Source organism: Nonomuraea sp. CA-141351, from assembly GCF_050944675.1.
In the GTDB taxonomy this organism is placed as follows: Bacteria; Actinomycetota; Actinomycetes; order Streptosporangiales; family Streptosporangiaceae; genus Nonomuraea.
This window is the reverse complement of record NZ_CP191982.1, coordinates 10,761,977-10,788,912: the sequence shown is the minus strand read 5'-3', so window position 1 is coordinate 10,788,912 and position 26,936 is coordinate 10,761,977. Positions and strand designations below refer to the sequence as shown.

Genomic DNA, 26,936 nt, shown 5'->3' with positions numbered 1-26,936 from the left:
CCCCTGAACGTCAGAGGGCCGCGCGGGTCTCAGCGGGGTGTCAGCACTCCGCGGGCTTCAGCCAGGAGCATTCGAGGTCGCTCGCCGCACCCTGGTCGGTGGCGCGGAGTTGCGTGGCGTCGGCGGTCGGGTTCGTACGCGAGAACTGGGCGAGCCGGATCGCGATCTTGTCCTCAATGTCCTTGGGCGAGGACGACAGGAACTGGTTCAGCATGATCGAGAAGATCAGCGGCTCGCCCTCGGCGCTCGTGGCGTACCCGGACAGCGACGTGACCCCGGTCAGCGAACCCGTCTTGGCGTGGACGTTGTTCGCGGCAGGCGTGTTGCGCATCCGGCTGCGCAGGGTGCCGCCGACGAAACGCTCGGCGTTGCCCGCGATGGGCAGGGCCTCGTACCAGGTCTTGAACCACGGCTTGTTGCGCACGGCCGTCAGCAGCTGCACGATCGAGCCCGGCGAGAAGCCGTCGCGGCGCGACAGCCCGGAGCCGTCCCGCATGTTGATCACCTGCACCCCGTTGGCCTTGGCGAAGTCGGTGCTGACCTTGAGGCCGGCCGACCACGTGCCCTGGTTGGCGACCTTGCGTCCCATCGCCTTGGTGAGGATCTCGGCGTGGATGTTGTTGCTCAGCTTCAGGAACGGCACCAGCAGCTCGCCCAGCGTCATCGACTCATGCTTGGCCAGCTCCGCGGCCCCTTCGGGAGCCGCGCCCGTGACGGTCGGCCCGAGCACCTTGACGCCGTGCCTGGCGAGCGCGCCGCGGAACAGCGAGGAGACGTACGCCGTGGGGTCGTCCACGGCCACCCACTCCTGGTACGGGTCCTTCACCGTGCCGGTGATCACGACGGTACGCGTGGCGTGCTGCCGCTCGATGAGCACATCGGTCTCCGAGCCCACGGTGGCCTTGTTGACGATCTTCAGGTAGCCGGTCTCCGGGGTGGTGGACACCTTGACCTTGTCGCCGTCGGCCGCCACGGACACGATCACCGAGCCCGCGTCGTAGTCCCTGTCGGGCGAGGCGGTCAGCGCGGAGATGGGCGCCGCGTAGTAGGCGGTCTCGTCGTCCCACGACCAGTCGTTGCCGAGCCGCTGCGAGTCGAACCAGGTGTCGTCGGCCACCAGCCTGCCCGTGACGACCTTGACGCCCGCGCCGGCCACCTTGGCGGCCAGCGCGTCGTAGTCCTCCGCCAGCATGGTCGGGTCGCCGGTGCCGCGCAGCACCAGGTCGCCGGTCAGCGCCGAGCCGACCTTGCGGCCGGCGCTCAGCACGGTGGTCGGGAAGCGGTAGTCGAGCCCGAGCGTGTCCACGGCCGCGGCGGAGGTGAAGAGCTTGGTGTTGGACGCGGGGGTGAGGAGCTTGCCGGCGTCCGTGGCGTACAGCTCCTCGCCGGTGGCGGCGCTCTTGACGACCACGCCTGCCCTGGCGATCGTGAGCCGGGAGTCGCTGAGGATCTGGTTGAGGTCCTGGGTCAGGTCGGCCACGCCCGCGGAGGGCTCCAGGGCGACGGCAGTGGATGAGGGATTGGATGCCCACGCGAGGGCCGCGACGAGCGCGCCCGCGACGAGGGATGCTGAGGTGCGCCGCATGGGGTCTCCAAGTGACTGGGAGGATCGCATGAGAGCATGGATCACCCCAGCCCCCATGTAATCCGCAAATATCCGTATTTATCGCGCTGTGCCAGGGGGCATATGGCGCGGCCTCAGAGGGACGGCTGCCCCGAGGTCAACAGAAAGCCGCAGTCGCCGAACGAGATCTCGTCACCTGACCGCACCCGCGCGGGACCCACCAGCCGCCACCCGTTGAGCCGGGTGCCGTTGAGCGAGCCCAGGTCCACCAGCATCCATCCGCCGTCGCCCTCGCGCCGCAGCTCGGCGTGGACACGGGACACCGTCAGATCCGACAGCACGAGGTCGCACGCCGACCCCCGCCCCACCACGTAACGCAGCCGGTCGTCGTCGGGCAGCGCCAGCCGGGGCAGCCGGGGGCGCCGCCACGCCGACTGCAACCGGGTGGTGAACTCGGAGACCGAGGCGACGGCGTCGGTCAGCCGCTGCCGCAGGGTAGGCCGTTGCGGCAGGTCGGCGACCAGCTCGTCGAGCTCGTGCCGATTTTGCGCCCGCAGCGCCTGGTCCACCCGCCCCACGAACGTGTCGTGCGAGATCCGGCCCTCCACGGCGCGGTATTTGAGCTCCTCGATCGCGCGGTCGCGTTCCCCGTCGGACGCCCGAAAGGGCGGATGCGTGGAACTCATGTAGCGAGTATCGGACTGAAGGGCGCTCGCTGTCCAGAATACGCGGGATCGCTTGCCTAGGGCATACTCGGTATGCATACTCAGTATCCATGTCGATCAGACACGGACTGCTCGCGTTGCTGAGCAGCGGGCCGCGTTACGGCTATCAGCTGAGGGTGGAGTTCGAGGCGTCCACCGGGGCGACCTGGCCGCTGAACATCGGCCAGGTCTACACGACGATCTCCCGCCTTGAGCGTGACGGCCTGGTGGCGCCAGGGGGCGCCGACGAGCAGGGCCGCGCGGTCTACACGATCACCGAGGCCGGTCGGGAGGAGCTGGAGCGGTGGTTCAGCACCCCCGTCGCCCAGACCGACCGGCCTCGGGACGAGCTGGCCATCAAGATCGCGATGGCGGTCGCAGGTGACGTGGACGTGGCCGAGGTCATCCAGACCCAGCGCGTGGCCACCATGCGCGGGCTGCAGGAGCTCACCAGGGCCAAGCGGGCCGCCGCCGGGACGGCGCAGCGGCTGGTCCTCGATTCGTTGATTTTCAAGGCCGAGGCGGAACAGCGCTGGCTGGACCACTGCGAGGCCGTTTCCAAGGAGAAGAGTTCATGACTGTGGTGAGTTTGCGGGACGTGACCCGCGAGCACGGCCAGGTGCGCGCCCTGAAAGGGGTGAGCCTGGAGGTGGCGGCGGGGGAGCTGGTCGCGGTCATGGGCCCGTCGGGTTCGGGCAAGTCGACCCTGCTCAACGTGGCCGGCGGGCTCGACAGGCCCACCTCGGGGACCGTGACGATCGAGGGCCAGGACCTCGCCACGGTGAAGGACCTCGCCAAGCTCAGGCGCGGCAGCGTCGGGTACGTCTTCCAGGACCTGAACCTGATCCCGTCCCTGACGGCCGCCGAGAACGTGATGCTGCCCAGAGAGCTCGACGGCGTGCGGTCCGGGCGGGCACGCGAGCAGGCGCTGGCCGTACTCGCCGAGGTGGGGGCCGGGGAGGTCGCCGACCGTTTCCCCGAGGAGCTGTCCGGCGGCCAGCGCCAGCGCGTGGCCATCGCCAGGGCGCTGGCGGGGGAGCGGCGGCTGCTGCTGGCCGACGAGCCGACCGGCGCCCTCGACACCGCCACCGGCGACGAGATCCTGCAGCTGCTGCGCGCCCGCTGCGACGAGGGCGCCGCGGTGCTGCTCGTCACCCACGAGCCGCGCTATGCGGCCTGGGCCGACCGGGTGGTCTACCTGCGTGACGGCGCGATCGTGGAGTCGAGCGCCGTGCGGCTGGAGAGCGCCCGATGAGCGCGTTCCGCGCCGCGCTGCGCATCTCCCGCAGGGACGCCCTGCGCTTCAAGGGCCGCACCGCGCTGATCATGGTGATGATCGGCCTGCCCGTCCTGGTCATCACGGCGGCGCTCACCGGCGCCGCCACCACGAGCATCACCACCCGCGACAAGCTGGACTCGATGTTGGGCGCGGCCGACGCCCGCATCGTCACGCGGCCGTTCCGCACTCCAGTCGAGCAGAGCGCGGACGGGGAGATAACCAATCAGCGCAATGCACCGCGTTCCGAGCGGCCGTGGACGCCCGCCGAGATCGGCACGCTGCTCCAGGGCCGTCTGCTCCGCTACCAGTCGAGCAACGTGTATGCCCGCGTGGCGGACGGCTACGACCGGGTGGACGTGTTCGAGGCAGACCTGCGCGACCCCCTGACCAGCGGGATGCGCCGCCTGGTCGAGGGCAGGTTCGCCGCCGCGCCCGGTGAGGTCGCCGTGTCCCCTGCGATGATCGATCGGGGTGTCCGGATCGGTGACACGATCAAAACTTGGCGGCCGGACCGCACCGTGCGGGTGGTCGGGGTCGCCGAGCACCCGAACCGGCCCGGCCTGCGCGAGCTGCTCGCCCTGCCGGAAGGGCTGCTCCCGCACCAGAACGACGGCAACGACAGCGGCTGGCTCATCGACACCGCCGCCCCCGTCCAGTGGCCGGACGTGCAGAGACTCAACAAGGTGGGCCTGGCCGTCAACTCGCGGGCCTTGATCGAGCGCTCCGACGCCGGCGACTCCGGGCCCCGGGACCTGCATGGGCTGCTCGAGCTGGGGGTCGCTGTCGTGCTCATCGTGACGGAGACCGTCCTGCTCGCGGGCCCCGCCTTCGCGGTCGGGCTGCGCCGCAGGCGCAGGGAGCTCGCCGTGATCGCCGCGCAGGGCGGCTCCGGGCGGCACCTCAAGACCATCGTGCTGGCCGACGGCCTGGTGCTCGGCGGCGCGGCGGCCCTGCTCGGCGCCGCCCTGGGCATCGGGGCCGGGCTGGTGGTGGAGCGGTTCGCGGCCCGCTGGCTGGACTGGACGCACGGTCCGGCGGACGTGCCGTGGGCGCAGGTGCTCGGCGTGGCCGCATTGGGCGTGGTGAGCGGGCTGACCGCGGCGATCGTGCCCGCGATCCAGGCGAGCCGGCAGAGCCCCGTACACGTGCTGGCCGGGCGCGCCGCCGTGGACACGCCCGGTCGTGCGGGCCGTCCCGTGCTCGGGGCCGCGCTGGTGCTGCTGGGGCTGGCCGCGAGCGGGTTCGCCCTGCACCGGGGCACGTTGTCCGTGGCGCTGGCCTCGATGTTGGTGGTGTTCGGGCTGGTCGCGCTGATGCCGTGGCTGGTCCAGGCCACGGGACGGCTCGCCGGGCGGCTGCCGCTCCCGCTGCGCCTGTCCGTGCGCGACGCCTCCCGCCACCGCGTCCGTACGGCCTCCGCCACCGCCGCGGTCATGGCGGCCACCATGGGGGCCGTCACGCTCGGCGTCGGCGTCAACAGCGCCTATGTCAGCCAGGATGCGAGACGCGGCTCGATCGTCCCCACGGGCACCACGGTGATCCGCGCCTGGGAGGCGGACGATCGGGGGTGGGCGCGGGTGCGGGCGCTCGTCCAGCAGAAGCTGCCGGGGGTGAGCCTGGTCAACGGGCTGGACGCGGAGGACGCGCGGGGCCGGCCCCTCAGTCTGAGCGTCACCTGGCCGACGGACTGCAAGTCCAGATGCCGGCCTGCCGACTATGGCTTCGGCTCGGTGGAGGTGGCCGACGAAGAGGTGCTCGCCTTCCTCCAGCGACGCAGGGATCCGCAGGCGGCGGCGGCACTGGCGGCGGGCAAGGCCGTGGCGTTCAGCCCCGGCCTGGTGCACGACGGCATGATCACGCTGCAGGCCGAGGACTGGGACATGAAGCCGGTCAAGACCTTCCGGGTTCCCGCCGTGGCGGTGGCGGCGGCCGAGGCCGGTCAGGGGGGCGTGGTGATCCCGCCGTCCGTGCTGGCGCCGACGGGGCTCAAGGTCACGCAGCGGACCCTCTACGCGGCGTACACAGATGTCGACGAGCAGCGTCTGTCCACCGAGATCAAGACCATGATCGGCGACGAGGCATACGCCGTCGTGGAGAGGGGCTACGCCGAGACCCGTTTCGTGACCCTGCTGATCCTGCTCGCGGCCGCGCTGGTCCTGGTGCTCGGCGGCACGTTCGCGGCCACGGGGCTGGCCGCCGCCGACATGCGCCAGGACCTCGACACCCTGTCCGCCGTCGGCGGGACGGCGCGGGTCCGCAGGCTGGTAGTGGCGGCCCAGGCCGCCTACATCTCCGGCCTCGGCGCTCTTGTGGGCCTGGTCGCGGGCACCGTCAGCGGCATAGCGCTGACCTGGCCGCTGACCCGGACCAACTACGGGCGCACCGCGCTGTTCGACCCGGGATCCACGACGATCGCCGTCCCCTGGCTCTTCCTGGCCGGGATCGTGGTGGGCCTGCCGCTGCTGGCCGCGCTGGTGGCCGGGGCGTTCACGCGGACGCGTCTGGTGCTGGCCCGCCGGGTGGCGTGAGCCGGTACCTCAGCGTGATCAGCGCCGACAGGAAGACGATCAGCGCGGGGACCGCGGCCTGCCCGATCAGGACCGCGGTCAACGCGCTGTCCGGCTGCTGGACCGGCCTGTTCGGCTCGGACTCGACGAAGCCGCCGATCGAGAGGATCACGCCGAAGACCAGCGCGCCGAACGCGCTGACGCCGCTCTCGATGGCGGTCCAGAGCCCGGTCAGCACGCCCGCGCGGCGCTTCCCGGTCGCGGCGGCGTCCGTCGCGATCACGTCCGCGAGCATGGAGTACTGCAGCAGTTGCAGTCCGGCGTATCCGACTCCGACCAGCAAGATCATGACGTGCGCCCACACGGCGCCGAACAGCGGTGTGGCCAGCGCCGCCGTCGTGCCGCCCCCGTACAGCAGCACCGCCACGATCATCGCGCCGCGCTTGTCGAAGCGCCTGGACAGCCGCACCCACAGCGGCATCGTCAGCAGGATCGGGCCGACCAGCGCGGCGAAGAGCGTCTGCGTGGCCTTCGGCGAGCCGAGCGTGTACGCGGCGAAGTACGGCGCGGCGGCCAGCATCATGCTCACGGCGAGCATCTGCGTGCAGGCCAGCACGGTCAGCCAGAGGAACGGCCGGTTGCCCTTGATCGCGGCGAACTGCTCGCGCCACCCGCCCCGGTCCGCCTCCGGTGCGCCAGTCATGGGAGCGCGGGCCGTGCCGAAGAACGAGCCCAGCATGGCCAGCAGCAGGATGACCGCGATCGTCGTCCCCATCAGCCGGTAGCTGCCCAGCGTGCCGTCGTCGCCCCGGCTGGTGACGATGGCCGGTGCCAGCACGCCGCTGATCGCGGTGGCCACGCCGATGAAGACCATCCGCCACTGCAGCAGCGAGGTGCGCTCGTGATAGTCGTGCGTCATCTCGCCGGGCATCGTCTTGTACGGCACCTCGAACAGCGCGTACGCCGTCGCCATCGCGAGGAAGCACAACCCCACGTAAAGGGCGGCGGGCACGCCCGTCAGCGGCGGCCCGGCGAACATCAGGAAGAACGCGATCGGCAGCGTGCAGGCGCCGGCCAGCATCCAGGGCCGCCGCGGGCCGAGGCGCGACCTGGTCCGGTCCGACCAGCGGCCCACCAGCGGGTTGACGATCAGGTCCCAGACCTTGGGCACGGTGACCACGACCCCGGCCAGCCAGGCGGGCACGGCCAGGGAGTTGGTCATGTAGTACAGCAGGAGCAGGCCGGGCACGGTGGTGACCGTGGCCGTGCAGAACGACCCCACGCCGTAGCCGAGGCGTACGCCCCTGGGGACGGTGGACGCCGTCACCACCGGTGTGATCATGCCCTCATTCAAGCCGAGCGAGGGCTTGTTCGGGAGGGCCTACTTTCCTGCGACGTACGGCGGGGCCCGAGCTCACGGGCCCCGGCGCGTACCGTTCGCGTCAGTCGGCGACGCTCGCGCACACCACGTGCGCGCCGATCTCGATCATCCGGCGCTCGCTGCGCGTGTCCGCCACCCTGGCCATCAGGATCGGCGCCCCGGAGGCCGCGAACTGCGGCAGGCGGGCGCGGACCAGGCGGTGCAGGTCGCGTACGACGTCCTCGGCGGCCGACATGTGCACCTTCACATGGAGCATGATCCCGGGAACCCCGGACGCCGTACGCGCCTCGGAGATCCAGACGTGGTGCACGAGCGGGAAGTCCATGAGCAGCTGTCCGATGGCCTGGCGCAGCGCGGGCAGGATCGGATGGGTGCACCGCCGGTAACCGGGGTCGACCTGCTGCATGGGCCCCGACAGGTGCGGCCGGGGCGCGGGCACCCACGGCAGCGACGGCGCCTGCGGGGACGGAGGCGCCACCTGGGCCAGCGCGGCACCGCGTGACACGGTCGCCATCGCCCCTGTCGCGTACGCGGCAGGCGCCGCCCCTGACAGGACGGGCGTCGGCCCCGTGCGTGTCGAGGTGAGGAACCGCTGGAGATCGTCGATGGGCACGGCCGCGGCGGCTGGTCCGGCCGCGTCGATCACGATCTCCCGCACGCCGGTGACGCGCTGGATGTCCAGGATGGTGTCGGCGTCGCACGCCGACAGGGAATGACTGCCGCGGTGCCTGGCATAGGTGACAGCACTGGTGTAACCGAGCAGCACTCGGTCACCGGCTTGCGTCGTCCCGAGGACGACTGAGCGATCTGGTCGCACTGCCACCAGGACTCCACCGTCGGCGAGAGCGCTCAGCAGGCGATGCGGGGTGCCATGCTGTGCGAGCACGTCGGCAAGCGCAGGATTCCCGATGCTCATAAGACGAACCCTAAGTACTCGGCCACGGCTTATCAGGCTAATGGCGAATAAATCTCCCGATCAAGACAAAGATGTGAGCGGAGTGGATGAGTTTGTCGCCTGATGGGTAGGGCGGACCCGTCTCACATGGTGGGTGCCTCGTGAACGCGTTCACAAGCGGCGGATACACTCTGTGGGACCGCCGGGGGATCCGTGGACGTGTCCCCCGAAGCCCGCCGTGCCGTTAAGGATCCACACCAGTGAACAAGCCCGTCGTTCTGGTAGCAGAAGAGCTGTCCGAGGCAGGCCTCGCCGTACTCGGGGCTGATTTCGAGGTCCGCCACACCGACGGCGCCGACCGTTCCCAGCTGCTGCCCGCTCTCGCAGACGTGGACGCGCTGATCGTCCGCTCCGCCACGCAGGTCGACGCCGAGGCCATCGCGGCCGCGCCCAAGCTGCGCGTGGTCGCCCGAGCCGGGGTCGGTCTCGACAACGTCGACGTCGAAGCGGCCACCAAGGCCGGTGTCATGGTCGTCAACGCGCCGACCTCCAACATCACCAGCGCCGCCGAGCAGACCGTCGCCCTCATCCTGGCCAGCGCGCGCAACACGGCTCAGGCCCACGCCGCGCTGAAGAACGGGGAGTGGAAGCGGTCCAAGTACACCGGTGTCGAGCTCGACGAGAAGGTCATCGGCATCCTGGGCCTGGGCAAGATCGGCCAGCTGGTGGCCCAGCGGCTCCAGCCGTTCGGCGTCGAGCTGATCGCTTACGACCCCTACCTGCCGCCGGCCCGCGCCGCGCAGATGGGCGTCAAGCTCCTCAGCCTGGAAGAGGTGCTCAAGCAGGCCGACTTCATCACCGTCCACCTGCCCAAGTCCAAGGAGACCCTCGGTCTCATCGGTGACAGGGAGCTGCACCAGGTCAAGCCGTCGGTGCGCATCATCAACGTCGCCCGTGGCGGCATCGTGGACGAGGGCGCGCTCTACTCGGCGATCAAGGAGGGTCGCGTCGCCGGCGCCGGTCTGGACGTGTTCTCCAAGGAGCCGTGCACCGACAGCCCGCTGTTCGAGCTCGACCAGGTCGTCGTCACGCCTCACCTGGGCGCCTCCACGCATGAGGCCCAGGAGAAGGCCGGCACCCAGGTCGCGCGGAGCGTGAAGCTGGCGCTCGCGGGCGAGTTCGTGCCGGACGCGGTCAACGTCCAGGGCGGCGTGGTGGCCGAGGATGTCAAGCCGGGCCTGCCGCTGGCCGAGAAGCTCGGCCGGGTGTTCACCGCCCTGGCCGGCGAGGTGGCCACCAAGCTCGACGTCGAGGTGCGCGGCGAGATCGCCTCCGAGGACGTGCGGGTGATCGAGCTGGCCGCGCTCAAGGGCGTGTTCACCGACGTGATCGAGGAGCAGGTCACGTACGTCAACGCGCCGCTGCTGGCCAAGGACCGCGGCCTCACCGTGGAGCTGGTGACCAGCTCGGAGAGCCCCGACTGGCGCAACGTGGTGACCGTGCGCGGCCTGCTCGCCGACGGCCGTCAGGTGTCGGTGTCCGGCACGCTGTCCGGCCCTCGCCAGATCACGAAGATCGTCGAGGTCAACGGCTACGAGATGGAGATCGAGCCGACGGCCCACCTGGCGTTCTTCACCTACACCGACCGTCCCGGCATCGTCGGCGTGGTCGGCCGTCTGCTGGGTGAGCACAGCGTCAACATCGCCTCGATGCAGGTCGCCCGCTCCACCAAGGGCGGCAAGGCGCTCATCGCGCTGACCGTCGACTCCGGGATCCCGGCCGACGTGATCGACCAGATCGCCAATGAGATCGGCGCCGACAGCGGCCGTTCGGTGGACCTGGAGGACTGACCGCCCTCTTCGGCCTCGGGGCCGTCACTCGGATCGTTCCGGGTGGCGGCCCTTTTGCGTCTCAGCATGCGAGATAGTAGGACATCCAACGAGATTGCTGAGGTACTGTTGCAGGAAATGCGCCAGGTGCTCGTACTTATTACCTGCCGCGGCGGGGCCTGTTAGGGCAGGTCGACGACTCGCCGCGGTGAGAGGCGTTGTGTCGGCCAGTAAGTCCCCATCCGTCCGGTCCGTGAGACCGGAGTCCGACGTCCCCCGCTGGAACGCTCGCGAAATGAGATGAGTCGCATGTACGACATGTATGCCTGGAACCGTTCGGAAGAGCACGAGGACGAGGCCACGGAGGCCCTGCAGACCGCCCTGGACCGCCGGGACAACGGCGGGGCTCCTCAGAACTCGAGCCGGTAGAACATCGCCGACCGCTTCACCCCCGGCAGCGCCCCGGCGATCCAGGCCGAGATCCGATGCGGCGCCGACAGGCGGTCGAACCCGTCCATGTCGAACGCGCTCACCGCGCTGACGCAGCGCAGCCTCGGATGGATCGCCACCAGCTCGTCGGGGCCGTCGATGCCCCAGTGGAGCGTGGCCCCGGCCTTCCGTACGGGCCTGTTGAGCTTCTGCAGCCGTACTCCGAGCCCGCTCATGGCGTCGAAGACGAGCTGCCCGCCGGGGAAGCGGTCCGCGATCGCCCGCAGCAGGGCCCGGCCGTCGTCCGGGCCGAGGTAGTAGAGCAGGCCCTCGGCGACGACCAGCGCGGGAGCGTCGTCCGGGACCTCCTCCAGCCACTTCAGGTCGGTGACCGACGAGCCGATCATGCGGTGCCCCGGACGCTCGGGGAACAGCCGGCCGCGCAACTCGATGACGTCGGGATAGTCCACGTCGTACCAGCGGACGGTGGGCGGCGGCGCCAGCCGGTAGAAGCGGGTGTCGAGGCCGCAGCCCAGGTGGAGCACGGTGGCCTCGGGGTGTGTGGCGAGGTACTCGGCGGCCCAGCGGTCGATGAAGCGATCCCTGAGCGCGACGGCGGCTGCCAGGGCGGGGCTCATGCCGGTCGCGCGGAAGTCGAAGTCGATCCGGCCGACCGCTTCGACGGCCATGTCGTCACCGAGTATCGGGTGCCTGGACCTCGCGTCGAGCGCCCGCCCGTACAGGGTGGCGAGGAGCGTGGCCTTCTCCTCGGTGAGTCGCACCTTTTCCCGCGCCATATCTCTACGCTAACGCCGCGCGGGCCAGCGCCAGCGCGCCCAGCAGGGGAGCGTCGTCCGCGAACCTGGCCGGGCGCAGCTCCGGCGGGAACGGCACCGCGCGGGCGACCTCGGCCGCCAGCCTCGGCATGATCAGGTCGGCGGCGCCCATCATGCCGCCGCCCACGACCAAGCGCTCCGGGTCGAACATCACGCACAGGTTCGCCACGCTCATGGCGAGGGTCCGCAACGCCTCCTCCACCAGCTCTCGCGCGCCCGCCTCGGCCAGGAGCTCCGCCGCCGTGGTGGGGCGGCCCAGGAGGGCGGTGCCGCGGGCGGCCAGCGCGCCGCCGGAGACCCGCTCCTCCAGGGGGACCCGGCCGTCGGCGAAGGCGGGCTCGCCCGGCGTCACCTGCAGGTAGCCGATCTCCCCTGCGGCGCCGTGGGCGCCCGGCACCACCCGCCCGTCCACCACCAGGGCCGCCGCCAGGCCGGTGCCGAGGTTCACATACACACCCGTGGAGACACCGCGAAGGGCGCCCCAGCGCAGCTCGGCCGCGGCCGCCGCGTTCACGTCGTTGTCGATGGCCACCGGGACGGCGCCGTACTCCTCCTTGAGCAGCCTCGGCAGCTCGAGACCCTCCCAGCCGGGGACGTTCGGGGCGAGCCGTACGACGCCATCGCGGATCACCCCGCACGTCGAGAAGCCCACCGCGGCGGGCGAACCGTCCAGGGACCGGGCCGCCGCGAGCGCTCGCGCGAGCGTGCCGGGCCCGCTGTCCAGACGGACACGGGCGGACAGCTCCGGTCCGTCGGATCCGGACACCCCGATGGCGACCTTCGTCCCGCCCACGTCGATGCCCAGCACCCGGCTCACCGGGCGGCGCCCCTGCGGGCGAGCGAGTCGATGGCCACGGCCAGCGCCAGCACCGCGGCCGTCACCATGAAACGCACTGAGGAGTCCACGCTGAGCAGGTACATGCCGTTGGTGATGGCCTGGATGACCAGGACGCCGAGCAGCGCGTCATACGCCCGGCCACGCCCGCCGAACAGTGAGGTGCCGCCGATGACCGCGGTGGCGATCGCCATGAGGAGGATGTCACTGCCTCCCGAGCCCTGGTTGACGGCGGACAGGCGGCTGGCGGCGAGGATGCCGCCGGCCGCCGCCAGTGCCGAGGCCAGCATGAACGCCAGGATCCTGACCCGTGTGACGTTGATCCCGGCGCGCCTGGCGGCCTCGGCATTGCCGCCGACGGCGTACAGGTGCCGCCCGAACGCCGTGTGCCTGAGCATGAGATCCAGCAGCACCACCAGCGCACCGAAGATGATCAGCAGGAGCGGCACGCCCCGGTCCGCCGACATGACCAGCACCGCTGCGGCGAGCAGCACCGCCAGGCCGCCCGCCTTCGCGAGCGACCACCACAGCGGCGTCACCGGCAGCCCCGCGGCCAGCCGCAGCCTCCTGACGACGAGCGACGCGCCCGCCGACACGGCCACCAGCCCCGCGGCGACCGCCCAGGCCAGCCAGCCGGGCAGCCACGTGTCGCTCATCCTGGAGATGAACCCGGTGAACGGCAGGTTGATCGTCCCTCCCTGCCGCAGCAGGTAGAGCAGCAGACCGAGCCAGCCCATCAGCCCGGCCAGCGTCACCACGAACGACGGCATCCGCAGCTTGGTCAGCATCAGCCCGTGCAGGAGCCCGATCGCCGCTCCGGCGGCGAGGGCGAGCACGATGGCGAGCAGCGGGTTCCAGCCCTGCTTGACGTGCACGATCGTCATGATCGTGGCGCACAGGCCGCTGACCGAGCCCGCCGACAGGTCGATCTCACCGAGCAGCAGCACCATGATGATGCCGAGCGCGATCGTGCCGGTGGCGGCCATCTGGAGCACGAGGTTGGTGAGGTTCTCGGGGGAGAGGAAGCGGTCGTTGAGCGTGCTGAACACGATCGCGATCGCCACCAGCCCGCCGACCACCGGCCACGCGCCGACGTCCCCCTGGCGGAGCCGCTCGACCGCGACCTTCGGCGTGTACGGCCTGCGTACCAGCGTGCCGGTCATTCTCCTGCTCCTGTGATCGCGGCCACGATCTCCTCTTGGGAGGCGGTGGCCGTACGGAACTCACCGGCGTTGCGGCCGAGCCGCAGCACCACCACGCGGTCGCTCACCGCGCGCACGTCGGCCAGGTTGTGCGAGATGACCAGCACCGCGAGCCCGCGCTCGCGCAGCCGCCCGATCAGCGCCAGCACCTGCGCCGTCTGCTCCACGCCCAGCGCCGCCGTGGGCTCGTCGAGGATGACCAGCCGGGGCTCGCCGATCAGCGCCCTGGCGATGGCCACCGACTGGCGCTGACCGCCCGACAACATCGCGACCGGCACCCTGATGTCCGTGATGCGCACGTCGAGCTGGGCGAGGAGGTCGCGGGTCGCGCGTTCCATGGCGAGGTGGCGCAGCAGCGACCAGCGACGGCGCTCGGTGCCCAGGAACAGGTTGGCCACGACGTCGAGGTTCTCGCAGAGCGCGAGGTCCTGGTAGACGGTCGAGACGCCGAGAGCCTGCGCGTCGTGCGGGTTGGCGATCCTGACCGGCGAGCCGTCGACGGTGATCGTGCCCGAGTCCGGTGTCACGACCCCCGAGATGGCCTTGACCAGCGTGGACTTGCCCGCGCCGTTGTCGCCCATGAGGGCCACGACCTCGCCGGGGCGCAGGTCCAGGCCGGCCCCGTCAAGAGCCTGGACCGCCCCGTACCGTTTGGAGATGCCTGTCGCCGAGAGCATCTACTGGATGCCCTGCTTCGCGCACGCGGCCTTGACCTCGGCCGTGCAGATCTGGGCGGGCGTGTAGAAGCCGTCCTTCACGATCGTGTCCTTGATCTTGTCGGCCGTGATGGGGATGGGGTCGAGGAGGAACGCGGGGATGTCGGCGGCGCCGTTGTTGACCTTGGCGGGGGCGGTGGGTGGCTGGCCCTTGGCGAGGGCGACGGCCAGCTCGGCGGACTTCTCCGCCTCGGCCCTGATGTCCAGATATATGGTCATGTACTGCTCGCCCGTGAGGATGCGCTGCACGGCGGCCAGCTCGGCGTCCTGCCCGGTGATCGGCGGGAGCTGCTTGTAACCCGCGCGCTTCATGGCCGCGATCGCGCCGCCCGCCATGCCGTCGTTCGCGGACAGCACGCCCGTGATGTTGTCCTTGCCGAGCGCCGTGATCGCCTGCTCCATCTGCTGCTGCGCCTTGTCGGGACTCCAGTCCGGCGTGTCGAACTCCCTGCCGACCTTCACCTTCCCGTCCAGCACGCTCTTGGCGCCCTTCTTGTAGTCGGCAGAGCTGGGGTCGGTCGGCGAGCCGTGGATCATCACGATCTCGCCCTTCGCCGTCGTCCCCCTGGCGTTCATGGCGTCGAGCAGCGCCTGCCCCTGCATCTCGCCGACCCGTACGTTGTTGAACGAGACGTAGTACGCGTAGTCGATGCCCGAGATGAGCCGGTCGTAGGCGATGACCGGGACCTTCTTCTGCTTGGCCTGGTTCACCAGCGGGGCCACCGCGTTGGCGTCCACGGCGTCGAGCACGAGGACGTCGGCCTGCTGGGTGAGCGCGGCCTCGACCTGTTGCTGCTGCTTGGGCGCGTCCTGCTCGGCGTTGCTGTAGAGGATCTTGCAGTCGGGACAGAGCGACTTGACCTTCGCCTCGAACAGCGGGCGGTCGAACGCCTCGTACCGGGTGGTCTTGGACTCGGGCAGGAACAGCGCGATCGTCTTGCCGCCCTGGCTCCGCGTGGTCGTCGTGGTGGTGGTGCCGGTGGAGTTTCCGCAGGCGGCGGCCAGCAGGACCGCCGCGACAGGAATTGATCGCCATGCTCGGTGCATCGCACTTCGTCCTTCCGAATGTGCCGCCCCTGTGCTTGGTAAGAAAGGTAATTTACTATCAGCCGCGTTGGCTAGATTTCTTTTGAGGAGGTTGGACGATGCGGGGTGACCTGGGTAATCCGCGCCTGCTGCGGGTGCTTAACGAGCGCCGCCTGCTCGACCACCTCCAGGAGCACGGCCCCGCCTCCCGCGCCGACCTCGCCAAGATCACCGGCCTGTCGAAGCCCACGGTCTCCGCCGCCCTGGCCGGGCTGGAGCAGGACGGGCTCGTCCACCTCGTCGGAGAGGTCTCCGGTCGTCCAGGACCTGTCACGTCCCTGTACGACGTGAACGCCGCCGCCACCCACGTCGCCGGCATCGACATCGGGCGCGACTGGATCAGGGTCGCTGTCGCCGACCTGCGCGGGGCGTTCGCCGGCAGGACGGACGGCCGCAACACCGCCAGGACCTCCGCCGAGCTCGCCCTCCTGGTCGGCGAGCTGTGCCGGGCCGCCGCGCGGGAGGCCGACGTCGACTGGCCCGCCATCGCCTGCGCCGTGGTCGGATCGCCCGGCGTGTACGACCCCGCGCTCGGCCGCCTGGAGTTCGCCCCCAACCTGCCCGGCTCCGACCTGGCCGAACGCCTGCGAGCCACGCTCGAGGTGGACCTCGTCATCGAGAACGACATCAACCTGGCCACCGTCGGCGAGCACGTGCACGGGGAGGGGCGCGGTAAGTCCGACTTCGCGCTCGTGTCCATCGGGACCGGCGTCGGCATGGGCATCGTGGTCAACGGCGAGCTGTACGTCGGCGCCCGCGGGGCGGCCGGCGAGGTCTCCTACGTGCCGGCCGCCGAAGAGCCCGCGCCGTCGTCCGACCACGCCCTGTCCCACGGCGCCACGGAGGCGGTCACCGCCGCTCCGGGCGTGGTCCGCGCGGCCCGCGCCGCCGGTCTGACCCTGGACACGGCCAAGGAGGTCTTCGCCGCGGCCGCCTCCGGCGACGCCGTGGCCCGCTCGGTGGTGGAGGCCGAGGGCCGCCGCATCGGGGGGCTGCTGGTGGCGGTCGCGGCGGTGCTGGACCCCGAGGTGATCGTGCTCAGCGGCGGCGTGGGGCGCAACCTGGACCTCCTGGGCGCGGCCATCGAGACCCGGATCGCGGAGCTCGGGCCGCTGCGGCCCGCGGTGGTGGCCAGCACGCTGGGGGACAGCGGCGTCCTGCTGGGCGCGGTCGCCCACGCCCGGACCCGCGCCTGGGACCTCATCTTCGACGCCCGCCTGCCCTGACCTCGGCCTTGGCGCGGCGCGTCTTCCGGTGTCCCCCGGCGTGCGGGAGCGCTTCCTACAGGGTGGCCTTGAGCATGGCGGGCGCGGGGGCGTTGCGCTGCTCTTTGAGCTTGGCCCAGAGCCGCACGCCCTTGGGGTCGGGGCGGACGGCACCCACGAAGGAGTCCCTGCGCCAGCTGGACAGGCGCTCCTCCTTGACCACGTCACCCGTGTGCGGCGCGTGGACCATGTAGCCGGGCCGGGAGATCATCCCTACGTGCCCGAGGCCTTCGAAGAAGACCAGATCGCCGGGTTTGAGGTCATTCCAGGCGATCTTCCTGCCGAATGCGTTGTACTGGTCCGCCGCGACGCGGGGCAGCTCGATCCCCGCGTGCTCGTACGCCCTGAGCATGAGCCCGGAGCAGTCGTACCCGCTCTTGCTGGCGCCGCCCCACACGTACGGTATGCCGCGCTGCTTCATGGCGAACTTGAGGGCGATCTTCCAGGCGGGTTTGGGAGTTTGCTGCGCCCGGATTTGTTTGACCTGGGCGGCGGTCAGAGTGGTGGGGTCGGTCGGGGTGGTGGAGCCGTCGTTGGTCGCGGCCTGGGCTGGGGTGGCCAAGATGAGCCCGGCGGCGCCCGCCGCCAGGGCTATGGCAATGCGAGACAGGGGTCTGTCCTTCCATGCGGCCGGCCGGGTTAGCTGACGGGCTCGGGCCTGGAAGTAGCCCTACGGCATGGGGGTGCCGATTCGCCCCAGGGGGAAAGTGGGTCCCCGGCTCCACGCAACCGCTGCGTGGATTAGGCTCGTCGGACTCTAACGAAACGGTCAAAGAACCGCAATAAGGACAAATTGGGCGTCCGAGGTTTGAGATGAAGTGTTCGTCAGTCGAGACGACGCGGTAAGGTACGGCCCATGGAGTCGCGTAACATCCGTCTGGCAGTCATCCCCGGCGATGGCATCGGCACCGAGGTCGTGACCGAGGGCCTCAAGGTCCTGGAGGCCGTGGGCACGAAGATCGAGCCCACTCACTATGACCTTGGCGCCGCCCGCTATCACCGCACCGGCGAGACCCTGCCCGACTCGGTGATGGAGGAACTGCGCGGCTACGACGCGATCCTACTCGGCGCCGTGGGCGACCCCAGCGTCCCGCCGGGCATCCTCGAGCGCGACCTGCTGCTCAAGCTGCGCTTCGAGTTCGACCACTACGTCAACCTGCGCCCGGTCAAGCTGTTCCCCGGCGTGGAGACCCCGCTGGCCGACACGTCCGCGGAAGACATCGACATGATCGTCGTCCGTGAGGGCACCGAGGGCCTCTACGCGGGCACCGGCGGCGCCATGCGGCGCGGCACGCCGCACGAGATCGCCACCCAGGAGTCGCTCAACACCGCCTACGGTGTCGAGCGCGTCGTGCGCTACGCGTTCGAGAAGGCCAGGTCGCGTCCCCGCAAGAAGCTGACGCTCGTCCACAAGACCAACGTGCTCACCTACGCGGGCGACCTGTGGCAGCGCACGGTCAACCGTGTGGCGGAGGAGTTCCCCGAGGTCACGACCGACTACTGCCACATCGACGCGGCCTCGATGTTCTTCGTGAGCCAGCCCCAGAGGTTCGACGTGGTCGTCACCGACAACCTGTTCGGCGACATCATCACCGACCTCGGCGCGGCCATCGCCGGCGGCATCGGCCTGGCGGCCAGCGGCAACATCAACCCTGAGCGCAACGCGCCCAGCATGTTCGAGCCGGTGCACGGCAGCGCGCCCGACATCGCCGGCCAGGGCAAGGCCGACCCGACCGCGACCATCCTGTCCGTCGCCATGCTCCTCGACCACCTCGGGCTGCACGCCGAGGCGGCCAAGGTCGAGCAGGCGGTGGCCGACGACATCCTCGAGCGGCTGACCGGCTGGGCCGGCCGCACCACCCACGAGATCGGTGACGACATCACCGCGCGAGTATCCGGCTAGGACCGCCTAGCCCCGCAAGCGCCTGGTGGTCCGCAGAGGACCGCCGGGCGCTTTTTCGCGTCCAAACGGCCTAACCACCCCATTGGCCGCTTGCCATCCCATATAGCGAGACAATAAGAAGTACGGTGCTGCCCCCCGGGGAGCAGTGCCGCCCACCACCGCCTATCCGCAGATTCTGTAGATTTGGGCAGATTTCGCAGAGAGAAGGACCTCCGTCATGACCATCGCTCAGAAGCTCAGCTTCGACGTGCAGCTATCCGACCACGCTCGCACCGCGGCCGAGCGGGAGCAGGTACTGGCGACCCCCGGCTTCGGGCAGATCTTCACGGATCACATGATCTCGATCGACTACACCGAGGGGCGGGGCTGGCACGACGCCAGGCTCATGCCGTACGGCCCACTCTCGCTCGACCCGGCCACCTCGGTCTTCCACTACGCGCAGGAGCTGTTCGAGGGGCTCAAGGCGTATCGCCAGGCCAACGGCTCGATCGTCACGTTCCGCCCGTACGCGAACGCCGCCCGCTTCAACCAGTCGGCCGTCCGGATGGCCATGCCGGAGCTGCCCGAGGAGACGTTCGTGGAGTCGCTCGAGCTCCTCGTGGAGACAGACAAGGACTGGGTGCCCACGACCGAGGGCCACAGCCTCTACCTGCGCCCGTTCATGATCGCGACCCAGGCTGGGCTGGGCGTCAACTACCCGTCGAAGACGTACAAGTACATGGTCATCGCCTCCCCGGCGGCCTCGTACTTCACGGGTGGCGTCAAGCCCGTCTCGGTGTGGCTGTCCACCGAGTACACGCGTGCCGCCCCCGGCGGCACGGGCTTCGCCAAGTGCGGCGGGAACTACGCGGCCGCCTTCGTGGCGCAGCGGCAGGCGGTGGAGAACGGCTGCGACCAGGTGGTGTGGCTGGACGCCCACGAGCACAAGTACGTCGAGGAGATGGGCGGGATGAACCTGTTCTTCGTCTTCGGCGACAAGCTCGTCACCCCCGCCCTGACTGGCACCCTGCTGCCCGGCATCACCAGGGACTCGATCCTGGCGCTGGCCGGTGACCTGGGCCTGGAGGCCGAGGAGCGCCTCATCTCGATCGACGAGTGGCAGGCCGGGTCCGAGTCCGGGGAGCTCACCGAGGTGTTCGCGTGCGGGACGGCGGCCGTGGTGACGCCGGTGGGCTCGGTGAAGGGCGCCGACCGCTCCTGGACGATCGGGGACGGCACGTCCGGTCCCGTGACGATGCGCGTGCGTGAGGAACTCGTGGGCATCCAGTACGGCGCCCGCCCCGACACGCACAACTGGATCCACAAGATCGCCTAACCTGACGTGGCCGGGTCTCCCGGGCCCGGCCACTCAGGCGTCGATGTTGGCCATGTAGGCCTCGTTCCCCTGCTCACCCGCCACCGCGCCCGGCGGGACGAGCTCCTCGAGCCGGGTCAGCACCTCCTTGTCGGGCCGCACGTCGGCGGCCGCGGCGTTGGCCCGCACGTTCTCGGCCTTCCGCGTGCCCGGGATCGGCACGACACCCTGGTGGACGAGCCAGGCCAGGGCGAGCTGCGCGGCGGACAGGCCCTGCTCGGCGGCCAGCGTGGCCACGGCGTCGGCCAGGGCCACGTTGCGGTCGAGGTTGCCCTCCTGGAACCGCGGGTTCCCCCTGCGCCAGTCGTCCGGCTCGAGCCCTTCCCGGCCGCGGATCGTCCCCCCGAGCAGGCCGCGCCCCAGCGGGCTGTAGGCCACGAAACCGATCCCCAGCTCCTGGCACACCGGCAGCACCTCCTGCTCCGGGGCCCGGCTGAACAGCGAGTACTCGGTCTGCACCGCCGTGACCGGATGGACCGCGTGCGCGCGCCTGATCGTGTGCGCCGACATCTCCGACAGCCCGACATGGCGTACCTTGCCGGCCTCGACCAGCTCGGCGAGCGCGCCCATGGTCTCCTCTATGGGCGTCGCCGGGTCGAGCCGGTGCACGTAGTACAGGTCGACGTGATCGGTGTCGAGGCGGCCGAGGCTGGCGTCCAGTGCCTTGCGTACGTACGAGGGCCGCCCGAGACCCTTCACCAGCACGCCCTGCTCGTCCTGGTCGCCGCCGAACTTGGTGGCCAGCACGATCTTGTCGCGCCGCCCGCGCAGCACCCGGCCGATCAGCCTCTCGCTGAGGCCGGCGCCGTAGATGTCGGCGGTGTCGACGAGCGTGATTCCCGCGTCGAGCGCGGCCAGGAGGGTGCCGGTCGCCTGCCGCTGGTCCACGTCGGCGTAGATCCCTGGCGCCATTGTCATCGCGCCGAACCCCACCACCGAGATCGTCGGGCCCTGCCGCCCGAGCATGCGGTATTGCATGTCTCCCCCTTGGACGAAGTGCGTACCTCGACCCTGCCCGCCGTCGCGCCTGCCATGCCATGGACCGCGGCGCCGCGATCCTGCGCGGGGCTGGGGACGGCCCCGCGCAGGACGCGCTCGGCTGGGCGCTAGTTCTTCCTGATCATGGTCATCCCGTCCGCGACGGGCAGCATGAGCACGGTCACCCGCGGATCCTCGATCACCAGGTCGTTGAACTGCCTGATCTCCACGGTCGTCGCCTCGTCGTGCGCCGGGTCCGCCACGTAGCCCCTGCGCAGGGTGTTGTCCGCCAGGATCAGCCCGCCGGGGCGCAGGCGCTCCATGAGCAGCTCGTAGTAGCCCGGGTAGTTGCCCTTGTCGGCGTCGAGGAAGGCCAGGTCGATGGGCTGGTCGAAGGCGGCGAGCGTCTCCAGCGCGGGCCCGAGCGTGAGCGTCACCCGGTCGGCCACCCCCGCCTCATGCCAGTAGCGGCGGGCGATGGACGTCCACTCCTCGCTCACGTCGAAGCAGTGCAGCCGCCCGCCGGACAACCCCCTGGCGATGCACACGGACGAGTAGCCGGTGAACGTCCCCACCTCGACGACCACCTGGGGCGCCACGAGCTGGGTGATCATGGTCAGGAAGGTGCCCTGATCGGGGGAGATCTGCATGGTCGCGGCGTCCCCCGTGGCTTCGGCCGTCTCCTTCGCCAGTTCCTCCAGCAGGGGGTCGGGCGAGGTGGAGTGGGCAAAGACGTACTGGGCGACCGCGGGGTCAAGGAGATATGCCTTCATGTGGCCATTCTTCCGGTATCGGGTAGTGTCTGCGCGATCAATGAGGTGAGAGTGGGCTGATGATGAAGCGGTTGCTGGCGGTGGCGCTCGCGTGCGTGGCTATCGCCGTACTCGGGGTGCTGGCGTTCTCGGGGCCGGGCGAGTCGTCCCAGGGAGTGCGGCTGGCCCGTCAGGTGGACGGCTCGATGGTCCTGGCCGATCGGTCAAACCACGCTCCCGTGCTCGACGTGTACGAGGACTTCGACTGTCCCGTCTGCAAGGAGCTCCACACCAGGGTAGACGCGACCATCAGGAAACTCGCCATGGAAGGCAAGGTCAAGGTCGTCTTCCACCCCGTGACGATCTTCAAGGACGAGCCCATGCGCTCGAACTCCATCCGCGCCGCCGCTGCCGCCCGCTGCGTCCCCGAGGACAGCTGGCTCGCCTTCAGGGACGAGCTGTACGCCATGCAGCCCGCGCCGCACGGCGAGGCGTCCGGGTTCGCCGTCGAGGATTTGGTCAAGGCGGCCAGGCAGGCCGGCGCTTCGGTGGACGAATGCGTCAGATCGCAGTCGTACGCGAAGGCTCATCTGGAGGAGACCGCGAAGGTATCGCTCGAGGGCACGCCCACGGTGCTGCTCAACGGGCAGTTGCTGGGCAACGAGGCGTTCGATCCGGCGGCTCTGGAGCGCGTCATCACCGGGGGCGACGGTGTCACGGTCTAGCGGACCGTCCCAGGAGGTGAGACCGGTGTGCCAGCAGGTGAATCCATATGGCAGACTGAGTGGCACCATGTTCTACGGTCTGCTCATTATCGGCAGGCGCGCTGGCTGACAAAGGGACACCGCCGGCGCGCAGACCTCTCACGTCCGTGAGGGGTCTTTTTGCTTTCCAGAGAACTTTCGAGAGAAGCGAGAGAAGAGAGACTCATGGCCGACGACCGCTTCCACGTATACGACACGACGCTGCGTGACGGCGCTCAGCAGGAGGGGCTCAACCTCACCGTCGCCGACAAGCTCGCCGTCGCGCGCCACCTGGACGGTCTGGGCGTCGGCTTCATCGAAGGGGGCTGGCCCGGCGCCAACCCCAAGGACACAGAGTTCTTCAGGCGCGCTCAAACAGAGCTCGACCTGAAGCACGCGCAACTCGCCGCGTTCGGCGCGACCCGCCGGGCCGGTGTGAAGGCAGCCGACGACCCGTTGGTGGCCGCGTTGCGCGAATCCGGCGCGCCGGTCGTGACCCTTGTCGCCAAGAGCCACGACCGGCACGTGGAGCTCGCCCTCCGCACGACTCTCCAGGAGAACCTCGCGATGATCCGCGACACGGTCTCCCACCTCCGTGCGGAGGGCCAGCGAGTCTTCCTCGACGCCGAGCACTTCTTCGACGGCTACAAGTCCAACCCAGCGTACGCGCTCGAGGTCCTCAGGACCGCGGCCGAGGCCGGGGCCGACGTCATCGCCCTGTGCGACACGAACGGCGGCATGCTCCCCGACGAGCTGGCCGACATCGTCCACGAGGCCGTGCGGACCAGCGCCCGGGTCGGCATCCACTGCCACGACGACACCGGCTGCGCGGTCGCCAACACTCTCGCCGCCGTCAAGGCGGGCGCGACGCACGTACAGGGCTGCGCGAACGGCTACGGCGAGCGCTCCGGCAACGCCAACCTCTTCACGGTCGTGGCGAACCTCCAGCTCAAGCGCGGCTTCGACCTCGTGCCCACCGACGCCCTGGCCGACATGACCCGCATCGCCCACGCGATCACCGAGGTCACGAACGTCACCCCCAACTCCCACGCCCCGTACGTCGGCACGTCCGCCTTCGCCCACAAGGCCGGCCTGCACGCCAGCGCCATCAAGGTCGACCCCAACCTCTACCAGCACATCGACCCGGCCGCGGTCGGCAACGACATGCGCATGCTCGTCTCCGACATGGCCGGCCGCGCCTCGGTGGAGCTCAAGGGCCGCGAGCTCGGCTACGAACTGACCCCGGAGCACACCAAGACCCTGGTGACGCGGGTCAAGGACCTGGAGTCGCGGGGGTTCACCTTCGAGGCCGCGGACGCCTCGTTCGAGCTGCTGCTGCGCGACACCGTGCACGGGCAGCGCACGCGCCACTTCGAGGTCGAGTCGTGGCGCGTCATCGTGGAGCGTACGAAGGGCGGCGAGCTGGTCAGCGAGGCCACCGTCAAACTCCATGCCAAGGGCGAGCGCATCGTCGCGACGGGCGAGGGCAACGGCCCCGTCAACGCCCTCGACAGGGCGGTACGTCTGGCGCTCGAGAAGCTCTACCCCGAGCTGGCGAAGCTGGAGCTGGTGGACTACAAGGTCCGCATCCTGGAGGGCACCCACGGCACGGGCGCCATAACCCGCGTCCTCATCACCTCCAGCGACGACACGGCCGAGTGGGCCACCGTCGGGGTGGCGGAGAACATCATCGACGCGTCGTGGCAGGCGCTCGAGCAAGCGGTGACGTACGGTCTCCTGCGCGCCGGCCACAAAACCGCCTAGGGGGTACGGAAGTTCCAGGGGCGAACAGCGGGTCCGCCGCCAGGACTCGTCCCGCCACCAAGACGGCCTGACCGTGACGCGCCCCGAGCCAACCCTCCGAATGGCAGGTCAACGCCACACCGAGACGACCGTCTTCTGGCGTGGCGCCTTACTTGCATCATTCGTTCTCTTGTATCGTTCGTGTTTATGAGGGTAGGTTGACGTCATGACCGCATCCAGGACTCCGACCACCGCCGAGGAGCTGCGGGGTGCAGGCCTGCGGGTGACGGCTGCCCGCGTCGCACTGCTCGAGACCGTCCGGGACGGTGACCACCTCGGCGTCGAGGAGATCGCCTCCGGGGTGCGCGATCGCGTTGGTCACATCTCCCTTCAAGCGGTGTATGAGGCCCTCCACGCGCTGACCGCGGCGGGACTCGTCCGGCGCATCGAACCAGCCGGCAGCGCGGCCCGGTTCGAGGGACGCGTCGGGGACAACCACCACCACATCGTGTGCCGGTCGTGCGGAGCCGTCGCTGACGTCGACTGCGCGGTCGGTCATGCGCCGTGCCTGGCCGCCTCGGACGACCACGGCTTCTCGATCGATGAGGCCGAGGTCACCTACTGGGGCCTGTGCCCTGACTGTTCCAACGCACGCAGGTCCTGAGCACCGTTATCTTCCTAGCCCACGAAGGATTTCCATGTCTGAGAACCATGATGCAATCGTCACAGACGCGAAGGCGGAGGACGCGGGTGGCTGCCCGGTCGCGCACGGGCGCGCCCCGCACCCGACTCAGGGCGGCGGCAACCGCCAGTGGTGGCCGGAGCGCCTCAACCTGAGGATCCTCGCCAAGAACCCCGCCGTGGCCAACCCCCTCGGCGAGGAGTTCGACTACGCCGAGGCGTTCAAGAGCCTCGACCTCGCGGCCGTCAAGCAGGACATCCTGGAGGTGCTGACGACCTCGCAGGACTGGTGGCCGGCGGACTTCGGCCACTACGGACCGTTCATGATCCGGATGGCGTGGCACAGCGCGGGCACGTACCGGATCAGCGACGGCCGCGGCGGCGCCGGGGCCGGTCAGCAGCGCTTCGCGCCGCTCAACAGCTGGCCGGACAACGGCAACCTCGACAAGGCTCGCCGGCTGCTGTGGCCGGTCAAGAAGAAGTACGGCCAGAAGATCTCGTGGGCCGACCTCATGATCCTCACCGGCAACGTCGCCCTGGAGTCGATGGGCTTCAAGACCTTCGGCTTCGCCGGCGGCCGCGCGGACGTCTGGGAGGCCGACGAGGACGTCTACTGGGGCCCCGAGTCCACCTGGCTCGGTGACGAGCGCTACACCGGCGACCGGGAGCTGGAGAACCCGCTCGCCGCGGTCCAGATGGGCCTCATCTACGTCAACCCGGAGGGCCCGAACGGCAACCCGGACCCGCTCGCCGCGGCCCGCGACATCCGCGAGACGTTCCACCGGATGGCGATGAACGACGAGGAGACGGCCGCCCTGATCGTGGGCGGTCACACCTTCGGCAAGACCCACGGCGCGGGCCCGGCCGAGAACGTCGGCCCCGACCCCGAGGCTGCCCCGATCGAGGCGCAGGGTCTCGGCTGGAAGAACACGTTCGGCACCGGCAAGGGGGCCGACGCGATCACCAGCGGTCTCGAGGGCATCTGGACCAACACCCCGATCACGTGGGACAACAGCTTCCTCGAGATCCTGTACGGCTACGAGTGGGAGCTGTTCCAGAGCCCCGCCGGCGCGAACCAGTGGCGGCCCAAGGACGGCGCCGGTGCGGGCACCGTACCCGACGCCCACGACGCGTCGAAGAGCCACGCCCCGACGATGCTGACGACCGACCTCGCGCTCCGCGTCGACCCGGTCTACGAGCAGATCACGCGGCGCTGGCTCGAGAACCCCGACGAGCTGGCGGACGCCTTCGCCCGCGCGTGGTTCAAGCTGACCCACCGCGACATGGGCCCGGTCGTGCGCTACCTCGGCCCGGAGGTCCCGGCCGAGACGCTGCTGTGGCAGGACCCCCTGCCCGCGGTGACGCACGAGCTCATCGACGCCGAGGACGTCGCCTCCCTCAAGGGCCAGATCCTCGCCTCGGGCCTGTCGGTGTCCGAGCTCGTGTCCACCGCGTGGGCGTCGGCCTCGTCCTTCCGCGGCAGCGACAAGCGGGGCGGCGCCAACGGCGCCCGCATCCGCCTCGAGCCGCAGAGCGGGTGGGAGGTCAACGACCCCGACCGGCTGGCGACCGTGCTGGGCACCCTGGAGGGGATCCAGAAGGCCTTCAACGGCGCCCAGACCGGCGGCAAGCAGGTCTCGCTCGCCGACCTGATCGTGATCGCCGGTGCTGCGGGCGTCGAGCAGGCCGCCAAGGACGCCGGCTTCGACGTCCAGGTCCCCTTCACGGCGGGCCGCGTGGACGCGTCGCAGGAGCAGACCGACGTGGAGTCGTTCGCCGCGCTCGAGCCGGTCGCTGACGGGTTCCGCAACTACCTCGGGAAGGGCAACCGGCTGCCGGCCGAGTACCTGCTGCTCGACCGGGCCAACCTGCTGACCCTGAGCGCCCCCGAGATGACGGTCCTCGTCGGTGGCCTCCGTGTCCTGGGCGCGAACCACCAGCAGTCGCCGCTCGGCGTCCTCACCACGACCCCCGGGTCTCTGACGAACGACTTCTTCGTCAACCTGCTCGACCTGGGCACGACGTGGAAGGCGACGTCCGAGGACGCGAACACGTTCGAGGGTCGCGACGCCGCCACGGGCGAGGTCAAGTGGACCGGCACCCGGGTCGACCTCGTCTTCGGGTCGAACTCCGAGCTGCGCGCGCTCGCGGAGGTCTACGCGAGCGACGACGCGAAGGAGAAGTTCGTGAACGACTTCGTCGCGGCGTGGGCCAAGGTGATGGACCTGGACCGGTTCGACCTCGTCTGATCTCG

23 protein-coding genes and 1 riboswitch are annotated in these 26,936 nt (G+C 70.2%); of the genes, 11 read left to right on the top strand and 12 right to left on the bottom strand.

The features are described 5' to 3' along the window. Positions 1-40: 40 nt before the first annotated feature. Complete coding sequence (gene dacB, locus ACQPWU_RS50665; RefSeq protein WP_433433720.1) at positions 41-1,585, bottom strand: D-alanyl-D-alanine carboxypeptidase/D-alanyl-D-alanine endopeptidase; 1,545 nt, start codon at positions 1,583-1,585, stop codon at positions 41-43. 113 nt (positions 1,586-1,698) lie between these two features. Then, a complete protein-coding gene (locus ACQPWU_RS50660) occupies positions 1,699-2,250 on the bottom strand; it encodes an FHA domain-containing protein (protein WP_433433718.1) in 552 nt (183 codons plus the stop codon). An 89-nt stretch (positions 2,251-2,339) separates the two neighbouring features. Between ACQPWU_RS50660 and ACQPWU_RS50655 the strand changes: the two genes are divergently transcribed. The 3 genes from ACQPWU_RS50655 to ACQPWU_RS50645 are packed head-to-tail and all read left to right on the top strand — an operon-like array spanning position 2,340 to position 6,075. Then, on the top strand, positions 2,340-2,846 hold the full coding sequence (locus ACQPWU_RS50655; protein WP_433433716.1) for a PadR family transcriptional regulator: 507 nt from the start codon (positions 2,340-2,342) through the stop codon (positions 2,844-2,846). Next, positions 2,843-3,523: an ABC transporter ATP-binding protein gene (locus ACQPWU_RS50650; protein ID WP_433433714.1), complete on the top strand. Its 681-nt coding sequence runs from the start codon at positions 2,843-2,845 to the stop codon at positions 3,521-3,523. Before ACQPWU_RS50655 ends, ACQPWU_RS50650 begins: the two co-directional genes overlap by 4 nt. Continuing rightward, on the top strand, positions 3,520-6,075 hold the full coding sequence (locus ACQPWU_RS50645; RefSeq protein ID WP_433433712.1) for an FtsX-like permease family protein: 2,556 nt from the start codon (positions 3,520-3,522) through the stop codon (positions 6,073-6,075). Before ACQPWU_RS50650 ends, ACQPWU_RS50645 begins: the two co-directional genes overlap by 4 nt. Here ACQPWU_RS50645 and ACQPWU_RS50640 read toward each other — a convergent pair. Then, on the bottom strand, positions 6,035-7,396 hold the full coding sequence (locus tag ACQPWU_RS50640) for an MFS transporter (RefSeq protein ID WP_433433710.1): 1,362 nt from the start codon (positions 7,394-7,396) through the stop codon (positions 6,035-6,037). The genes ACQPWU_RS50645 and ACQPWU_RS50640 overlap by 41 nt on opposite strands. Positions 7,397-7,496: 100 nt before the next feature. Then, positions 7,497-8,351 (bottom strand): hypothetical protein, encoded by an 855-nt coding sequence (locus tag ACQPWU_RS50635; RefSeq protein WP_433433708.1) that lies wholly within the window; start codon positions 8,349-8,351, stop codon positions 7,497-7,499. Between the two features lie 239 nt (positions 8,352-8,590). Between ACQPWU_RS50635 and serA the strand changes: the two genes are divergently transcribed. After that, positions 8,591-10,180: a phosphoglycerate dehydrogenase gene (gene serA, locus ACQPWU_RS50630; protein WP_433433706.1), complete on the top strand. Its 1,590-nt coding sequence runs from the start codon at positions 8,591-8,593 to the stop codon at positions 10,178-10,180. Positions 10,181-10,569: 389 nt separating this feature from the next. Here serA and ACQPWU_RS50625 read toward each other — a convergent pair whose 3' ends face one another. From ACQPWU_RS50625 to ACQPWU_RS50605, 5 genes are read right to left on the bottom strand one after another with little or no spacing between them, the layout of a single operon-like run. Continuing rightward, complete coding sequence (locus ACQPWU_RS50625; RefSeq protein ID WP_433433704.1) at positions 10,570-11,385, bottom strand: class I SAM-dependent methyltransferase; 816 nt, start codon at positions 11,383-11,385, stop codon at positions 10,570-10,572. A 4-nt stretch (positions 11,386-11,389) separates the two neighbouring features. Next, positions 11,390-12,241: an ROK family protein gene (locus ACQPWU_RS50620; protein ID WP_433433702.1), complete on the bottom strand. Its 852-nt coding sequence runs from the start codon at positions 12,239-12,241 to the stop codon at positions 11,390-11,392. After that, positions 12,238-13,422, bottom strand: a complete 1,185-nt coding sequence (locus tag ACQPWU_RS50615) for a sugar ABC transporter permease (RefSeq protein ID WP_433433700.1) — start codon at positions 13,420-13,422, stop codon at positions 12,238-12,240. Before ACQPWU_RS50615 ends, ACQPWU_RS50620 begins: the two co-directional genes overlap by 4 nt. Continuing rightward, positions 13,419-14,138, bottom strand: a complete 720-nt coding sequence (locus ACQPWU_RS50610; protein ID WP_433433698.1) for an ATP-binding cassette domain-containing protein — start codon at positions 14,136-14,138, stop codon at positions 13,419-13,421. The genes ACQPWU_RS50615 and ACQPWU_RS50610 overlap by 4 nt, the downstream gene beginning before the upstream one ends. After that, positions 14,139-15,224 carry a sugar ABC transporter substrate-binding protein gene (locus ACQPWU_RS50605; RefSeq protein ID WP_433433696.1) on the bottom strand — a complete coding sequence of 362 codons (1,086 nt, stop codon included), beginning with the start codon at positions 15,222-15,224 and terminating at the stop codon, positions 14,139-14,141. Positions 15,225-15,322: 98 nt separating this feature from the next. On the opposite strand from ACQPWU_RS50605, the gene ACQPWU_RS50600 reads away from it, so the two are divergent. Then, entirely contained in the window at positions 15,323-16,489 is a 1,167-nt protein-coding gene (locus ACQPWU_RS50600) for an ROK family transcriptional regulator (RefSeq protein WP_433433694.1), read from the top strand. Between the two features lie 55 nt (positions 16,490-16,544). Here the strand turns inward: ACQPWU_RS50600 and ACQPWU_RS50595 are convergent, their stop codons facing one another. Further along, a complete protein-coding gene (locus tag ACQPWU_RS50595) occupies positions 16,545-17,090 on the bottom strand; it encodes a C40 family peptidase (RefSeq protein WP_433433693.1) in 546 nt (181 codons plus the stop codon). Between the two features lie 51 nt (positions 17,091-17,141). Next, positions 17,142-17,286: riboswitch (cyclic di-AMP (ydaO/yuaA leader) on the bottom strand. Positions 17,287-17,384: 98 nt separating this feature from the next. Here ACQPWU_RS50595 and ACQPWU_RS50590 point away from each other — a divergent pair. Next, a complete protein-coding gene (locus ACQPWU_RS50590; protein ID WP_433433691.1) occupies positions 17,385-18,431 on the top strand; it encodes a 3-isopropylmalate dehydrogenase in 1,047 nt (348 codons plus the stop codon). A gap of 217 nt (positions 18,432-18,648) precedes the next feature. Beyond that, positions 18,649-19,746 carry a branched-chain amino acid aminotransferase gene (locus ACQPWU_RS50585; RefSeq protein ID WP_433433689.1) on the top strand — a complete coding sequence of 366 codons (1,098 nt, stop codon included), beginning with the start codon at positions 18,649-18,651 and terminating at the stop codon, positions 19,744-19,746. 33 nt (positions 19,747-19,779) lie between these two features. Here ACQPWU_RS50585 and ACQPWU_RS50580 read toward each other — a convergent pair whose 3' ends face one another. Then, positions 19,780-20,763 carry an aldo/keto reductase gene (locus ACQPWU_RS50580; RefSeq protein ID WP_433433687.1) on the bottom strand — a complete coding sequence of 328 codons (984 nt, stop codon included), beginning with the start codon at positions 20,761-20,763 and terminating at the stop codon, positions 19,780-19,782. A 128-nt stretch (positions 20,764-20,891) separates the two neighbouring features. Continuing rightward, the gene (locus ACQPWU_RS50575; RefSeq protein WP_433433685.1) at positions 20,892-21,536 is read right to left on the bottom strand and encodes an O-methyltransferase; all 645 of its coding nucleotides are present in this window, start codon (positions 21,534-21,536) and stop codon (positions 20,892-20,894) included. A gap of 59 nt (positions 21,537-21,595) precedes the next feature. Between ACQPWU_RS50575 and ACQPWU_RS50570 the strand changes: the two genes are divergently transcribed. From ACQPWU_RS50570 to katG, 4 genes are all read left to right on the top strand, one after another. Continuing rightward, positions 21,596-22,240, top strand: coding sequence for a DsbA family protein (locus tag ACQPWU_RS50570; protein ID WP_433433683.1), 645 nt, complete (start codon positions 21,596-21,598; stop codon positions 22,238-22,240). Positions 22,241-22,444: 204 nt separating this feature from the next. Next, positions 22,445-24,022, top strand: a complete 1,578-nt coding sequence (gene cimA, locus ACQPWU_RS50565) for a citramalate synthase (RefSeq protein WP_433433681.1) — start codon at positions 22,445-22,447, stop codon at positions 24,020-24,022. A gap of 205 nt (positions 24,023-24,227) precedes the next feature. Beyond that, positions 24,228-24,665 (top strand): Fur family transcriptional regulator, encoded by a 438-nt coding sequence (locus ACQPWU_RS50560; RefSeq protein ID WP_433433679.1) that lies wholly within the window; start codon positions 24,228-24,230, stop codon positions 24,663-24,665. A 34-nt stretch (positions 24,666-24,699) separates the two neighbouring features. Next, a complete protein-coding gene (gene katG, locus ACQPWU_RS50555; protein ID WP_433433677.1) occupies positions 24,700-26,931 on the top strand; it encodes a catalase/peroxidase HPI in 2,232 nt (743 codons plus the stop codon). Positions 26,932-26,936 lie beyond the last annotated feature (5 nt).